Below are 14104 nucleotides of genomic sequence, written 5' to 3' on the forward strand. Positions count from 1 at the left end.
AGGTCTTTCCCCGCGGCCGTATTCCCGGCCTGAAGTCGACATTCAAGGCCCGGAGCCTGACCGAAATGGACTCCTTCGAACTCAACAAAATCCTCGGTGCGGTTCTCGGCACCTGCATCGTCGTCCTGGTGATGAGCTTTGCCGCCAGCGCGAAATTCGCGCCGAAGCTGCCGGAGAAGCCGGGTTTTGAGATCGCGGTGAAGGAAGAGTCCCATGGCGGTGGTGGCGAGGCCGCTGCGGCCGCCTCCGAGCCGATCGAGAAGCTGCTGCAGACCGCTTCCGCCGAGAAGGGCGCAGCCGCCGCCAAGAAGTGCCAGGCCTGCCATACCTTCGAGAAGGGCGGCCCCAACCGCGTCGGTCCGAACCTGTTCGGCATCGTCGGCGAGAAGAAGGGCGAGGGCCGTGGCTTCAATTTCTCGGCCGCGATGAAGGGCAAGGGCGGCGACTGGTCCTTCGACGACCTGAACAAGTTCCTGACCAACCCGAAGGGCTTCGTCCCCGGCACCGCGATGGGCTTCGCCGGCGTGCCGAAGGACAGCGAGCGCGCCGACATCATCGCCTATCTGAATTCGAACTCGGAGCACCCGGCTCCGCTCCCGACCGCTTCGAAGTAACGACTTGATCCTCACAAGCATGTGGATGAAACGGCCAGGCACCTGCCTGGCCGTTTTCGCATGGGGAATCCGCTGTCGCGGGGTTGTTATCGGGACGTTTCGCCGCACCGATATTGTTCCCGGGCCAATATCATGAGGAAAAAGCAACGTAATTTGTCGAACCGTTGCCTTATATTGGGTCCCATGTAACCGGGGCCGCAAGCAGGAAGACCGAATTGGCGATCACCCGACGACACCTCCTTCAAGGCAGCGCACTGGCGGCACTCGCTCCGGCGCTCGGACTGAACTCCGGCCTGTCGGCGATCACGCCGGCACTCGCCGATGATGCCCCCAACGGGCTGAAATGGCGCCACGGCCTGTCCACCTACGGCGAAATCAAGTACCCGGCCGACTTCAAGCGTTACGATTACGTCAAGCCGGACGCGCCGAAGGGCGGCGTGGTTCGGCTGTTCCAGCCCGGCACCTATGACAGCTTCAACCTGGTCGTTGCGGGATTGAAGGGCACGGTCGCCGCGGCGGTCACCCGCATATACGACTCGCTGATGGAAGCCTCGCTCGACGAGCCCGATACCTATTACGGCGAGCTCGCCGAAGGCGCGGCCTTCCCCGACGATTTCTCTTACGTGATCTACCGCCTCCGTCCCGGGTCGCGCTGGCACGACGGCAAGCCGGTCACGCCTGAAGACGTGATCTTCTCCTTCGAGGCGCTGAAGGCGAACAGCCCGATGTTCAGCGCTTACTACCGGCATATCGCAAAGGCCGAGAAGATCGGCGATCGCGACGTCAAGTTCACCTTCGACAGCCCGGGCAACCGCGAGCTGCCGATGATCACCGGTCAGCTCGTCATCCTGCCCAAGCATTGGTGGGAGGGCACCGACGCGCAGGGCAAGAAGCGTGACATCACCGCGAGCACGCTGGAGCCGCCGCTTGGGTCGGGCCCCTACAAGATCAAGGAATTCGTTGCCGGACGATCGGTCGTGCTCGAGCGCGTCAAGGATTACTGGGGCAAGGACATTCCGATCGCGATCGGGCAGAACAATTTCGACGAGCTGCGCTACGAGTATTTCCGCGACGACACCGTCGCGCGCGAGGCGCTGAAGGCCGACCAGTTCGATTGGTACAACGAGCGCAGCGCCAAGGAATGGGCGTCGGCCTACGACGTTCCGCCGGTGCGCGAGAACCGGCTGCTCAAGGAGCTCTTCACCGTCCGCAATCAGGGCCGGATGCAGGGCTGGGTGTTCAACCTGAGGCGCCCGAAATTCGCGGACCCCAGGCTGCGCCGGGCCTTCAACTACGCGTTCGATTTCGAAGAGATGAACCGCGTGCTCTCGACCGGCGAGTACCATCGCGATTCAAGCTATTTCGACGGCATCCCCGATCTGATGGCGACCGGCCTGCCGGAAGGCAAGGAGCTCGAGCTGCTGGAGACGCTGCGTGACAAGGTGCCGCCGGAAGTCTTCACGACGCCCTACACGAACCCGGTCGGCGGCACACCGGAAAACGTCCGCGCCAATCTGCGCGAGGCGACGCGGCTGCTGAAGGAAGCCGGCTTCGAGATCCGCGATCGCAAGCTGGTCGATTCCTCGGGCCAGCCGTTTACGGTCGAGATCCTCGGCAACAGCGGCGATTCCGGCATGGAGCGGATCACGCTGTTCTACAAGCCGAGCCTGGAGCGCCTCGGCATCACCGTCAATCTGCGCGCCGTCGACACCGTGCAGTATCAGAACCGGGTACGCGATTTCGATTTCGAGATGGTCACCCAGGTGTGGGGCCAGTCGATCTCGCCCGGCAACGAACAGCGCGATAATTTCGGCTCGCAGGCCGCCGACCGGGCGGGCTCGAACAATCTTCCCGGCATCAAGAATCCGGCCGTCGATGCCATCATCGAGCGCATCATCTTCGCCAACAGCCGCGCCGATCAGATCGCCGCCGCCAAGGCGCTGGACCGGGTTCTACTCTGGAACTTCTATTGCGTTCCACACTTCAACTACGACAAGCAGCGCTATGTCTATTGGGATCGCTTCAGCCATCCCGATCCGCTGCCGAAATACGCGGTTTCAGGTTTCCCAAATCTTTGGTGGTACGACGCCGACAAGGCAGCCAAGCTCAAGCGTTCATAAGCTCAAGGATCCGCGCATGGCGCTATTCTCCCGTCGGCACGCACTCGGTCTCGGCATCGGCGCGTTGAGTGCTGCAGGCCTGCGGACTGCACCGGCAGTGGCCGACAACGGAGCCGAAATGCACGGCATGTCGGTGTTCGGCGACCTGAAATATCCCGCGGATTTCCAGATCTTCGACTACGTCAATCCGAAGGCGCCGAAGGGCGGCGCCTTCTCGGTGATTCCGTGGGTGCGCGCCTACAACCAGTCCTACTACACCTTCAACTCGCTAAACGCCTACGTCCTGAAGGGCGAGGGCGCGCAGGGCATGGACATGACGTTCGCGGCGCTGATGTCGCGCGCCAATGACGAGCCCGACGCGATGTACGGCTTTGCCGCGAAGTCGGTGCAGATCTCGCCCGACAAGCTGACCTACCGCTTCACCTTGCGCCCCGAAGCGCGCTTCCATGACGGCTCGAAGCTGACCGCGCAGGACGTCGCCTTCTCACTCAACACGCTGAAGGAAAAGGGCCACCCGCTGATCCAGGTGCAGCTCCGCGACTTCGTCAAGGCCGAGGCGCCCGATGACGCGACCGTGGTGGTGACCTTCGCGGCGGGTCGCGCACGCGACGTACCGCTCTATGTCGCGAGCCTGCCGATCTTCTCCAAGGCCTATTACGCGACGCGATCGTTCGAGGAATCGACACTCGATGCGCCGCTCGGCTCGGGGCCGTACAAGGTTGGCCGGTTCGAGGTCAACCGCTACGTCGAATACGACCGCGTCAAGGACTGGTGGGGCGCCGATCTTCCGGTCAATCGCGGCAGCTACAATTTCGACACCGTGCGCTACGAATTCTATCGCGACCGCGATGTGGCATTCGAGGGCTTTACCTCGAAGAGCTATCTGTTCCGCGAGGAGTTCACCGCGCGGGTCTGGGCGACTCGCTACGATTTTCCCGCGGTCAAGGACGGCCGGGTCAAGCGCGAGACGCTGCCCGACGACACGCCGTCCGGCGCGCAGGGCTGGTTCATCAACATGCGCCGCGACAAGTTCAAGGATTCTCGCGTGCGCGAGGCGCTGATCTGCGCCTTCGACTTCGAGTGGACCAACAAGACCATCATGTACGATGCCTATGCGCGCACCGTCTCACCGTTCCAGAACTCGGACATGGTGGCGGAAGGGCCTCCCTCGCCGGAGGAACTTGCGTTGCTCGAGCCGTTCCGCGGCCAGGTGCCGGACGAGGTGTTCGGTTTGCCGTTCGTGCCGCCGATGTCCGACGGCTCCGGTCAGGACCGTGCGCTGCTGCGCAAGGCGGTGCAGCTGCTCAACGAGGCCGGCTGTGTGGTCAAGGACGGCAAGCGCGTGCTGCCGAACGGCACGCCCATTACCATCGAATTCCTCAACGACGAGCCCTCGCTGCAACCGCACCACGGGCCATACATCAAGAATCTCGGCACGCTCGGCATCGATGCGACGTTCCGCCTGGTCGACGCGGTGCAGTACCGCGCCCGGGTGGAAGACTTCGACTTCGACATGACCATGCAGCGCTTCAGCTTCTCGGCGACGCCCGGCGACAGCATGCGGCCGTTCTTCTCCTCGCAGGCTGCGAAGACCAAGGGCTCCTACAATCTCGCAGGCATATCCAATCCCGCGATCGACGTGTTGATCGAGAAGATCATCAGCGCCAACAGCCGCCATGAGCTGACGATCGCCTGCCGCGCCTTCGACCGGGTGTTTCGCGCCGGCCGTTACTGGGTGCCGCAATGGTACCGCAACACGCATCCGATCGCCTACTGGGATCAGTTCGGACATACCGAGAAGCTGGCAAAATATACCCAGGGCGTCGGTGCGCCGGAGAATTGGTGGTACGATGCCGCCAAGGCCGCGAAGCTCGAGCAGGCGAAGTAGCCGATGAGCGCCTATATCGCCCGACGTATCTTCCTGATGCTGCCGACGCTGCTCGGCATCCTGTTCGTCTCCTTCGTGGTCGTGCAGTTTGCTCCCGGCGGTCCGGTCGAACGCGTCATCGCGCAGATCAACGGCGCCGACACCGGCGGCACCTCGCGCGTCTCGGGTGGCGGCGGCGATTTCGGCGCGCAGCGCGGCCAGGGCGCGGGGGCGGCCGGCGCCGTCAACTCGAAATATCGCGGCGCGCAAGGGCTCGATCCTGATTTCATCAAGAAACTCGAGGTGCAGTTCGGCTTCGACAAGCCGGCGCCGGAGCGGTTCGCGCTGATGGTCTGGAATTTCGCGCGGTTCGATTTCGGCGAGAGCTATTTCCGCAGTGTCAGCGTGCTCCAGCTGATCAAGGAGAAGCTGCCGGTCTCGATGTCGCTCGGCATCTGGATGACGCTGCTGACCTATCTGATCTCGATCCCGCTCGGCATCCGCAAGGCGGTGAAGGACGGCTCTCGGTTCGATACCTGGACCTCGGCCGTGATCATCGTCGGCTTTGCGATCCCGGGTTTCCTGTTCGCGATCCTTTTGATCGTGCTGTTCGCCGGCGGCTCGTTCCTCAACATCTTTCCGCTGCGCGGCCTCACCTCGGACGGCTGGTCGCAATTCCCCTGGTACTGGAAGATCATCGATTATTTCTGGCACCTGACGCTGCCGCTGGTGTCGATGGCGCTCGGCGCCTTCGCGACGATGACCTTGCTCACCAAGAACTCGTTCCTCGACGAGATCCGCAAGCAATATGTGATGACCGCGCGCGCCAAGGGCTGCAGCGAGCGCCAGGTGCTGTACGGCCACATCTTTCGCAACGCCATGCTGATCGTGATCGCGGGCTTCCCGGGCGCGTTCATCCACGCCTTCTTCTCGGGCTCGCTGCTGATCGAGACCATCTTCTCGCTCGACGGGCTCGGCCTGCTCGGCTTCGAGAGCGTCCTGAACCGCGACTATCCGGTGGTGTTCGGAACGCTGTTCATCTTCTCGCTGGTCGGACTGGTGGTCAATCTGATCTCAGATCTTGCCTATATGTGGATCGATCCGCGGATCGACTTCGAGGCGCGGGAGGTCTGATGACGATGCTCGCGCCCCAACCGGTCGAGACCACGACGCAATCGCCGATGGGCGAGGCGGTGCCCGCCACCCGCCGCGGTTTTTCGCCGTCGCCGCTGAACAAGCGGCGCTGGCAGAACTTCAAGGCGAACCGTCGCGGCTACTGGTCGTTCTGGATCTTCCTCATCCTGTTCGTGGCGTCGCTGTTCGCCAATTTCATTGCCAACGACAAGCCGCTGGTCGTCAGATATGACGGCCGTCTCTACTGGCCGGTCGTATTCACCTACGCCGAGACGACTTTCGGCGGCGACTTCGAGACCGCAGCCGACTATCGCGATCCCTATCTGCAGAAGCAGATCGCCGCCAAGGGCGGCAGCATGATCTGGCCGCCGATCCGCTATTCCTACGACAGCCGCAACCTCGACCCGCCGACGGCGGTGCCGTCGAAGCCGACCTGGCTCCTGACCGAAAAGCAGTGCGCGGACGTGGTAAAGCGGAAGGGGCTGACCGGCTGCCGCGACCTCGAATACAACTGGCTCGGCACCGACGATCAGGGCCGTGACGTCGTCGCGCGGCTGATCTACGGCTTCCGCATCTCGGTCTTGTTCGGCCTGACGCTGACCATCCTGTCCTCGATCATCGGCGTTGCCGCCGGCGGCGTGCAGGGCTATTTCGGCGGCTGGATCGATCTCGGCTTCCAGCGCTTCATCGAGATCTGGACCGCGATCCCCTCGCTCTATCTGCTGCTGATCATCTCGGCGGTGCTGCCGCCGGGCTTCTTCATCCTGCTCGGCATCCTCCTGCTGTTCTCCTGGGTCTCGCTGGTCGGCCTGGTCCGGGCCGAATTCCTGCGCGGCCGCAACTTCGAATACATCCAGGCGGCGCGTGCGCTCGGCGTCTCCAACCGCGTGATCATGTTCCGCCATTTGCTGCCGAACGCGATGGTCGCGACCATGACGTTCCTGCCCTTCATCGTCTCGTCCTCGGTGATGACGCTGACGGCGCTGGATTTCCTCGGCTTCGGCTTGCCGCCCGGTTCACCCTCGCTTGGTGAATTGCTGTCGCAGGGCAAGGCCAATGTGCAGGCGCCGTGGCTCGGCCTCACCGGCTTCTTCTCCGTCGCGATCATGCTGTCTCTCCTGATCTTCATCGGCGAAGCCGCGCGCGACGCCTTCGATCCGCGCAAGACGTTCTCGAAGGGCTGACGCATGGACGCGACCAACCAGCCCCTGCTCGACGTCAGCGACCTCTCCGTCGCCTTCGGCCGCTCGCTTGCGGTCGATCGCGTCTCTTTCTCGATCAAGCGCGGCGAATGCACGGCGCTGGTCGGCGAGTCCGGCTCGGGAAAATCGGTCAGCGCGCTGTCGGTATTGAGGCTGCTGCCCTATCCGGCGGCGTCACATCCCTCCGGGGCGATCCGTTTCAAGGGCCGCGATCTCCTGGGATCGTCGGAACGCGAGATGCGCGGGATTCGTGGCAACGACATCTCGATCATCTTCCAGGAGCCGATGACCTCGCTCAATCCGCTCCACACCATCGAATCCCAGATCGGCGAGATCCTGTCGCTGCACAGCGGCATCAGCGGTGCGGCGGCGCGGGCGCGGACGCTGGAGTTGCTGGGCCAGGTCGGCATCCCCGAGCCGGAGACGCGGCTCAAGAGCTATCCGCATCAACTGTCCGGCGGCCAGCGCCAGCGCGTGATGATTGCGATGGCACTTGCCAACGAACCCGATCTCTTGATCGCGGACGAGCCGACCACCGCGCTCGACGTCACCGTGCAGGCGCAGATCCTGGCCTTGCTGGCCGAGATCCGCGCGCGGCTTGGCATGAGCCTGTTGTTTATCACCCACGATCTCGGCATCGTCCGCCGCATCGCCGACACCGTCTGCGTGATGAACAACGGCAAGATCGTCGAACAGGGCCCGGTCGAGCAGGTCTTCACCGCGCCGAAGCATGCCTATACGAAGGCGCTGCTGGCGGCCGAGCCGAAGCCCGATCCGGCGCCGCCGCAGCCGGACGCGCCGGTCGTGATGTCGGCGGACAATCTCAAGGTCTGGTTTCCGATCAAGCGCGGGCTGATGCGCTCGACCGTCGGCCACATCAAGGCCGTCGATGGCGTCAGCCTTGCGGTGCGCAAGGGCGAGACGCTCGGCGTCGTCGGCGAATCCGGCTCCGGCAAGACCACGCTCGGGCTCGCGCTGCTCCGGCTGATTTCGTCCGATGGCCCGATAGTGTTCCTCGGCAAGGACATCCAGGGCCTGCGCTTCAAGCAGATGCTGCCGTTCCGCCGCGACATGCAGATCGTGTTCCAAGACCCGTTCGGCTCGCTCAGCCCGCGGATGTCGGTCGCCGACATCATCGCCGAGGGGCTCGAGGTGCACCAGAAACAGCTGTCGCGCGAGGAGCGCGAGGCGCGAGTGATCAAGGCTTTGAAAGATGTCGGGCTCGATCCGGACTGGCGCTTCCGCTATCCGCACGAATTCTCCGGCGGCCAGCGCCAGCGCATCTCGATCGCGCGCGCAGTCGTGCTGGAGCCGAACTTCGTCGTGCTGGACGAACCGACCAGTGCGCTCGACATGCTGCTGCAGGCCCAGATGGTCGATCTTCTGCGCGACTTGCAGCGCAAGCGCGACCTGACCTACATGTTCATCTCGCACGATCTGCGCGTGGTGGCCTCGCTCGCGAGCCATCTGATCGTGATGAAATCCGGCAAGGTCGAGGAGGAGGGGCCGGCCTCCGAGCTGTTCAAGAATCCGAAGAGCGACTACACCCGCGCGCTGTTCGCCGCCGCGTTCCGCATCGAAGCGGCCAGCGACGGAACGGTGGCGACGTAGCCCTCTCTCGTTCCACGTCACCCCCGCGCAAAGGCTTTGCCTTTGTCGCTGGAGGTGCGAGCGGAGCGAGCCTCGAAGGGGGCGTGGTCCGAGTGGGGCCGTCGATCCTTCGAAACGCGCTTCGCGCTCCTCAGGATGACGGGATGAAGTTGGGTCGCCTTGTAGGATGGGTAGAGCGAAGCGAAACCCATCATGTCTCCGCGCGGTTGCAGCTTGATGGGTTTCGCTGCGCTCTACCCATCCTACGAGATCGGCTCAAAGCCGCTTGATCGCGGCGACCTCGCTGCCGGCGGCCTTGATCCGCGCGATGGCGGCATGCGTGCTCTCCACCACCGTTGCCATGTGATGCGCGTTGGCGTGCACGATCGTCGTCGCATCGCGCACGATGGCGACATGGCCCTTCCAGAAGATCAGGTCGCCGCGCTGCAGATGTCTCGATTCCGCGGTCGTCAATTCGCGGCCGAGCCCGTCCTGCTGCATGTCGCTGTCGCGCGGGCAGCCGGTGCCGGCGGCGGTCAGCGCGATCTGGACCAGGCCGGAGCAATCGATGCCGAGGCTCGACTTGCCGCCCCAGAGATAGGGCGTGCCGACGAACTGCTCGGCGATTGCGACGAAATCCTGCGCCATCGTGTCGAGAGGGGCGAGATGCTGGCGTGGCAAATGCCAGCCCTCGCGGGTCACTGCGAAGGGACCGTCCTCGCGGGTGATTGCGAGCCTGGTCCCCATCGCCAGCGCCTCGACCGGCGGCAGCTTGATCGATGGTCCCGGAAACGCCAGCGTGCGCAGCGCCGTCACCTTGTGCGTCGGTGCCGCGCCCGGCGCCGTCAGCGCGGCCTCGGCAATCCAGCCGACATAGCCGTCATCGGCAAGCTGGCCCCAGGCCCAGCCTTCGCCGTTGCGGTCGTACACCGTGACGCATTCACCCCTGAGTGCCTGCGTCATCTGTTCGGCATCGGCCGCCGGCGCCCGCCGCAGCGGCGCGATGGCATCCCCGACCTCAAGCGTCTCGCCGTCGACGAAGCGCGCCGCCTTCACCTTGCCCTCGAGATATTTTGCCGCGACGTCCTCGCGGGCCGGCGTCAGTCTGACATCATGCATAGCGCTGGCTCAGCAGTTTGTAGATCGCGCGCGCAGCCTGGCATTCGCCGCCTTCGGGGCGGCCGGGCTTTGCCGACGGCGTCCAGCCATAGATGTCGACATGCAGCCAGCTCCTGGCGTGCTCGACGAAGCGCTGCAGGAACAGCGCGCAGGTGATCGAGCCGGCGAAACCGCCCGACGGCGCGTTGGTGATGTCGGCGGTCTTGGAGTCGAGCCAGGCATCGTAGGCCGGCCACAGCGGCATCCGCCACAACGGGTCGTTCTCGCTCCTTGCAAACGCAGCAACGTCGCCGGCGAGCGCCTCGTCATTGGTGTAGAACGGCGGCAGATCCGGGCCGAGGGCCACGCGCGCCGCGCCGGTCAGCGTGCCGAGATCGACCAGCAGGTCCGGCGTCTCCTCGTCGGCCAGCGCCAGCGCATCGGCGAGCACCAGCCGCCCCTCGGCGTCGGTGTTGCCGATCTCGACGGTGATGCCCTTGCGCGACTTGAAGATGTCGAGCGGACGGAACGCATTGCCGGCAACCGCGTTCTCGACCGCCGGGATCAGCACGCGCAGCCGCACCTTCAGCTTCGCGTCCATCACCATCTGCGCCAGCGCCAGCACGTTGGCGGCGCCGCCCATATCCTTCTTCATGATCAGCATGCCGCTCGACGGCTTGAGGTCGAGCCCGCCGGTGTCGAAGCAGACGCCTTTGCCGACCAGCGTCACCTTTGGATGCGCCGGATCGCCCCAGCTCAGATCGATCAGCCGCGGTGCGCGCGTCGATGCCATGCCGACGGCGTGGATCAGCGGGAAGTTCTGCGCGAGCTCGTCGCCATCGATGCAATTGAAGGCGGCGCCGAATCGCGTTGCGAGGTCGCGCGCCGCCTCGGCGAGCTGGGCCGGGCCCATGTCGTTGGACGGCGTGTTGATGAGGTCGCGCGCCAGCGCCGCGGCATCCGCCATCCGCGCGATCTCGGCCGTGTCGACGCCATCGGGCGGCACCAGGCGGACCTCGGGGGTCTTGTTCTTGCGATAGCGGCCGAAGCGGTAGCAGCCGAGCGCGAAGGCGAGCGTCGCAAGCCGCGTGTCATGCGGCGCATTGGCAAAGCGGTAGACGCCTGGCGGCAGCAGGCCGGGCAGGGCGCCGGCACGGAACGGATCGCGCGCCTTGTGGTCTGCATCCTCGAGGCCGAACAGCACCTGCGCGATGCCGCCATCAGCTGCCGGCAGCGCGAGCGCCTTGCCCGGCTTGGCCGCAAAGTCATTGGCCTCCGCGAACTGGCGCGCCGGCGCCGGCAACTCGCTGCGGATCGCATCCCATGTCGCCTTGCTGACGAAGGTGATCGGCGTGACGGCGGTCGTGGAGGCGGTCTCGAACACGGATGGCATGCGGCTCTCGGCTGTTCTGGCGTCGTTGCTGGTGACTAACACGCCTTTCGCGGTGGATGGTAGCGCGCCCGCGGTTGACGCGACCTGCGGGATTGGAACCGGCGCGCCGGCCGCCGGTGCCGCAGTTAACCAGACGTTAGGGTTAACAGTCTATTGCTGGCACGCTCGGCTCGATCCATTTGCCCGATTTCGTGAGTCACAGTGCCATGCGTCGACAGTCCATTTTGACCCGGCATCTTAGTTCCGCAGCCCTCGTGGCGGTCCTCGCCGCCGGGCTTGGCGGTTGCCAGACCATGTCAGACGTCACCGGATCGATCGCGTCCCGGTCCGATCCGGTGCCAGACGATCCGCGCCGCAATCTCGAGGTTTATGGCGAGCGCTACCGCAAGAATCCCAAGGATGTCGACGCCGCCATCGCTTACGGGCAGGCGCTGCGCATGACCGGACAGCGTTCGCAGGCCTGCGCCGTGCTGGAGCAGGCCACACTCGCCAGCCCCGGCAGCAAGCCGCTGCTCGCCGCCTATGGCCGCGCGCTCGCCGACAACGGTAATTCGCAGGCCGCATTCGACGTGCTGAGCCGCGCGCACAGTCCGGACAATCCGGACTGGCGGATCCTGTCGGTGCAGGGCACCACGCTCGACAAGTTGAACCGGCACGAGGAAGCGCGGCGCTACTACGCCAGTGCGCTTCGACTGGCCCCCGACGAGCCGTCGGTGCTGTCCAATCTCGGCCTGTCCTACATGCTGACCAAGGAATTGCCGAAGGCGGAGCAGACGCTGCGCCAGGCCTATGCCAGCGCCCGCGCCGACACCCGCATCCGGCAGAACCTTGCGCTCGTCGTCGGCCTGCAGGGCCGCTTCGCGGAGGCCGAGACCATCGTCAAGGCCGACCTGCCGGCCGATGAGGCGGCGGCCAACGTCGCCTATCTGCGCGACATGCTGAACCGCAAGGACGGTCCGCGGATTTCATCGCGCGCCGCACCTGTCGTCGCCAAGGACGATTAACGCTCGTTTATGGCGTCTGACAGCGAAGCGCTCGGCTTCGCAATCCATATCTGCCCTAACGCGCACAAAAAGAAACGCCCGGCGTTTGCCGGGCGTCTTGGTAATGCGCTGCGGCGCGGCTCAATGCATCGTGGCGATCTTGATGTAGGACGGCCCGAGGATCACGATGAACAGGCAGGGCAGGAAGAACAGGATCATCGGCACGGTCAGCTTGGGCGGCAGCGCCGCCGCCTTCTTCTCGGCCTCGTTCATGCGCATGTCGCGATTTTCCTGCGCCATCACGCGCAGGCTCTGGCCGAGCGGCGTGCCGTAGCGTTCGGATTGCTGCAAGGCCATGCACACCGATTTCACGCCTTCGAGCCCGGTGCGGCGCGCCAGGTTCTCGTAGGCGGACTTGCGGTCCTGCAAATAGGACAGTTCCGCGGTCGTCAGCGCGAACTCCTCCGACAGCGCGATCGACTGCCCGGCGATCTCGTTGGCCACCTTGCGGAACGCGACCTCGACCGACATGCCCGACTCGATGCAGATCAGCAGCAGGTCGAGCGAATCGGGGAAGGCGCGCTTGATCTGGAGCTGGCGCTTGGAGATCGCGTTCTTCAGGAACAACATCGGCGCCTGCAGGCCGGCATAGGCCGCGCCGACGCAAATGCCGATCTTGAGCGTGAGCGACCAGTTCGCGCCCGCGATGAAGAACGTATAGACGATGGCGCCGAGCAGCAGCACGATCGGCGTCACCGCGCGGGCGAACAGGAAAGTGACGTAGGGGGCGTGGCCGCGATAGCCGGCCATCACGAGCTTATCGAGCGCCGCTTCCTGGGCGAGCCATTTCGTGAGGTTGAGATCATCCACCACCCGGGAGACCACCTGCTTCGGGGTCTGCCGCAGCGCCACCTTCTCGGTCTTGGCGAGACGCTCGCGCTCACGCTGCCGGAGACGCTCGCGCTCGCTGGCGACGGCCTTCATGCGCTTGTTGAGGTCGCCGCCGGCGAGCAGCGGCATCACCAGCGTGTAGACCGTCGCGCTTGCCGCGACGAAGGCAAGCAGCATGGTCATGAACCTGACGTCGTGGAGCTTGGCGACCAGAATATCAATCATGCTGCACCGTCAGAAATCGAAGTTGATCATCTTCTTCATCACCAGCACGCCCATCGACATCCAGACGACGCAGGCAACCAGCATGAGCTGGCCCATCGAGTTCGTCCACAGCAGGGCGATGTAGTCCGGCGTCGTGAGGAACACGAGGATCATCACGATCGGCGGCAGCGAGCCGATGATGGCGGCGGAAGCTTTCGCTTCCATCGACATCGCCTGGATCTTCTCGGCCATCTTCTTGCGGTCGCGCAGCACCCGCGACAGGTTGCCGAGCGCTTCCGACAGATTGCCGCCGGACTTCTGCTGGATCGCAATCACGATGCCGAAGAAGTTCGCTTCCGGCAGCGGCATGCGTTCGTAGAGCCGGGCGCAGGCCTCGCCGAGCGGCATGCCGATCGCCTGGGTCTCGATGATCGCAAGGAACTCGCTGCGCAGCGGCTCCGATGCGTCGTTGACGACCGCCTTGAGCGATTCGAACAGCGGCAGGCCGGCCTTGATGCCGCGCACGATGACGTCGACGGCGTCGGGCAGCGCTTTCAAAAAGGCTTTTTCCCGCCGCTTCTTCAGGAAGCCGAGCAGCCAGCGCGGCAGGCCGAGACCCATGGCAAAGCCGATGCCGGCCGCGCCGAGCAGGCCTCCGCCGACCATGAATGCCGCGCCGAACCCGAACAGGCCGAGGGCACCGGAGATCATCCAGAATTTCTGCTCGGACCACTCCAGTCCGGCCTGCGAGATGCGCACGCCGAGCGGGACTTTCTTGTCCTTTTGCCGACGCGCCTCGAGCTCCTTGAGCGATCCTTCGACCTGCTCGCGGCGGGAGCGCTGCGTGCGGTCCGTATTTCGAGTCGTCGACGGTTCGCTGCGCGCCACCGATGCGCGGCGCGACTCGGCCTTCTTTTCCCCCGAGAGGTAGGGATAGAGGAAGACCCAGGCGATGCCGCCCACGGTGGTGGCGGCGAGGAAGGCCAGGGCAAGGGTTTGCGTCTGCAT

General features: G+C 64.8%; 11 protein-coding genes. 7 read left to right on the forward strand and 4 right to left on the reverse strand.

Translation table 11 applies throughout. The features are described from left to right. The first annotated feature begins 65 nt into the window (after window positions 1-65). The 6 genes from AAFG13_RS30600 (at window position 66) to AAFG13_RS30625 (ending at window position 8548) form a co-directional block, all read left to right on the forward strand. Window positions 66-614: a cytochrome c family protein gene (locus AAFG13_RS30600; protein WP_092119076.1), complete on the forward strand. Its 549-nt coding sequence runs from the start codon at window positions 66-68 to the stop codon at window positions 612-614. Between the two features lie 215 nt (window positions 615-829). Next, a complete protein-coding gene (locus tag AAFG13_RS30605) occupies window positions 830-2734 on the forward strand; it encodes an extracellular solute-binding protein (RefSeq protein WP_212314269.1) in 1905 nt (634 codons plus the stop codon). Window positions 2735-2750: 16 nt separating this feature from the next. Next, the gene (locus AAFG13_RS30610) at window positions 2751-4622 is read left to right on the forward strand and encodes an extracellular solute-binding protein (protein ID WP_212314267.1); all 1872 of its coding nucleotides are present in this window, start codon (window positions 2751-2753) and stop codon (window positions 4620-4622) included. Window positions 4623-4625: 3 nt separating this feature from the next. After that, a complete protein-coding gene (locus AAFG13_RS30615; RefSeq protein ID WP_342709128.1) occupies window positions 4626-5735 on the forward strand; it encodes a microcin C ABC transporter permease YejB in 1110 nt (369 codons plus the stop codon). Next, window positions 5735-6919, forward strand: coding sequence for an ABC transporter permease (locus AAFG13_RS30620; protein WP_212314263.1), 1185 nt, complete (start codon window positions 5735-5737; stop codon window positions 6917-6919). The genes AAFG13_RS30615 and AAFG13_RS30620 overlap by 1 nt, the downstream gene beginning before the upstream one ends. A gap of 3 nt (window positions 6920-6922) precedes the next feature. Further along, the gene (locus tag AAFG13_RS30625; RefSeq protein ID WP_342709129.1) at window positions 6923-8548 is read left to right on the forward strand and encodes an ABC transporter ATP-binding protein; all 1626 of its coding nucleotides are present in this window, start codon (window positions 6923-6925) and stop codon (window positions 8546-8548) included. A gap of 255 nt (window positions 8549-8803) precedes the next feature. Here AAFG13_RS30625 and AAFG13_RS30630 read toward each other — a convergent pair whose 3' ends face one another. Both AAFG13_RS30630 and AAFG13_RS30635 read right to left on the reverse strand, forming a co-directional pair. Further along, the gene (locus AAFG13_RS30630) at window positions 8804-9646 is read right to left on the reverse strand and encodes an NlpC/P60 family protein (RefSeq protein WP_342709130.1); all 843 of its coding nucleotides are present in this window, start codon (window positions 9644-9646) and stop codon (window positions 8804-8806) included. Further along, window positions 9639-11018 (reverse strand): leucyl aminopeptidase family protein, encoded by a 1380-nt coding sequence (locus AAFG13_RS30635; protein ID WP_342709131.1) that lies wholly within the window; start codon window positions 11016-11018, stop codon window positions 9639-9641. The genes AAFG13_RS30630 and AAFG13_RS30635 overlap by 8 nt, the downstream gene beginning before the upstream one ends. Before the next feature lie 206 nt (window positions 11019-11224). Here AAFG13_RS30635 and AAFG13_RS30640 point away from each other — a divergent pair, with 206 nt between their 5' ends. Then, window positions 11225-12022, forward strand: a complete 798-nt coding sequence (locus AAFG13_RS30640; protein WP_212314257.1) for a tetratricopeptide repeat protein — start codon at window positions 11225-11227, stop codon at window positions 12020-12022. 120 nt (window positions 12023-12142) lie between these two features. Here the strand turns inward: AAFG13_RS30640 and AAFG13_RS30645 are convergent, their stop codons facing one another. Then, on the reverse strand, window positions 12143-13117 hold the full coding sequence (locus tag AAFG13_RS30645) for a type II secretion system F family protein (RefSeq protein WP_212314256.1): 975 nt from the start codon (window positions 13115-13117) through the stop codon (window positions 12143-12145). A 9-nt stretch (window positions 13118-13126) separates the two neighbouring features. Beyond that, complete coding sequence (locus AAFG13_RS30650) at window positions 13127-14104, reverse strand: type II secretion system F family protein (protein WP_212314255.1); 978 nt, start codon at window positions 14102-14104, stop codon at window positions 13127-13129.

It is taken from the genome of Bradyrhizobium sp. B124 (genome assembly GCF_038967635.1).
Lineage (GTDB): Bacteria > Pseudomonadota > Alphaproteobacteria > Rhizobiales > Xanthobacteraceae > Bradyrhizobium.

What these genes read in the sequence shown, in the direction of transcription:
- AAFG13_RS30640 (WP_212314257.1), top strand. Translation starts at nt 11,225, where the DNA reads ATGCGTCGACAGTCCATTTTGACCCGGCATCTTAGTTCCGCAGCCCTC.
- AAFG13_RS30600 (WP_092119076.1), top strand. Translation starts at nt 66, where the DNA reads ATGGACTCCTTCGAACTCAACAAAATCCTCGGTGCGGTTCTCGGCACC.
- AAFG13_RS30610 (WP_212314267.1), top strand. Translation starts at nt 2,751, where the DNA reads ATGGCGCTATTCTCCCGTCGGCACGCACTCGGTCTCGGCATCGGCGCG.
- AAFG13_RS30625 (WP_342709129.1), top strand. Translation starts at nt 6,923, where the DNA reads ATGGACGCGACCAACCAGCCCCTGCTCGACGTCAGCGACCTCTCCGTC.
- AAFG13_RS30620 (WP_212314263.1), top strand. Translation starts at nt 5,735, where the DNA reads ATGACGATGCTCGCGCCCCAACCGGTCGAGACCACGACGCAATCGCCG.
- AAFG13_RS30635 (WP_342709131.1), bottom strand. Translation starts at nt 11,018, where the DNA reads ATGCCATCCGTGTTCGAGACCGCCTCCACGACCGCCGTCACGCCGATC.
- AAFG13_RS30650 (WP_212314255.1), bottom strand. Translation starts at nt 14,104, where the DNA reads ATGCAGACGCAAACCCTTGCCCTGGCCTTCCTCGCCGCCACCACCGTG.
- AAFG13_RS30615 (WP_342709128.1), top strand. Translation starts at nt 4,626, where the DNA reads ATGAGCGCCTATATCGCCCGACGTATCTTCCTGATGCTGCCGACGCTG.
- AAFG13_RS30630 (WP_342709130.1), bottom strand. Translation starts at nt 9,646, where the DNA reads ATGCATGATGTCAGACTGACGCCGGCCCGCGAGGACGTCGCGGCAAAA.
- AAFG13_RS30645 (WP_212314256.1), bottom strand. Translation starts at nt 13,117, where the DNA reads ATGATTGATATTCTGGTCGCCAAGCTCCACGACGTCAGGTTCATGACC.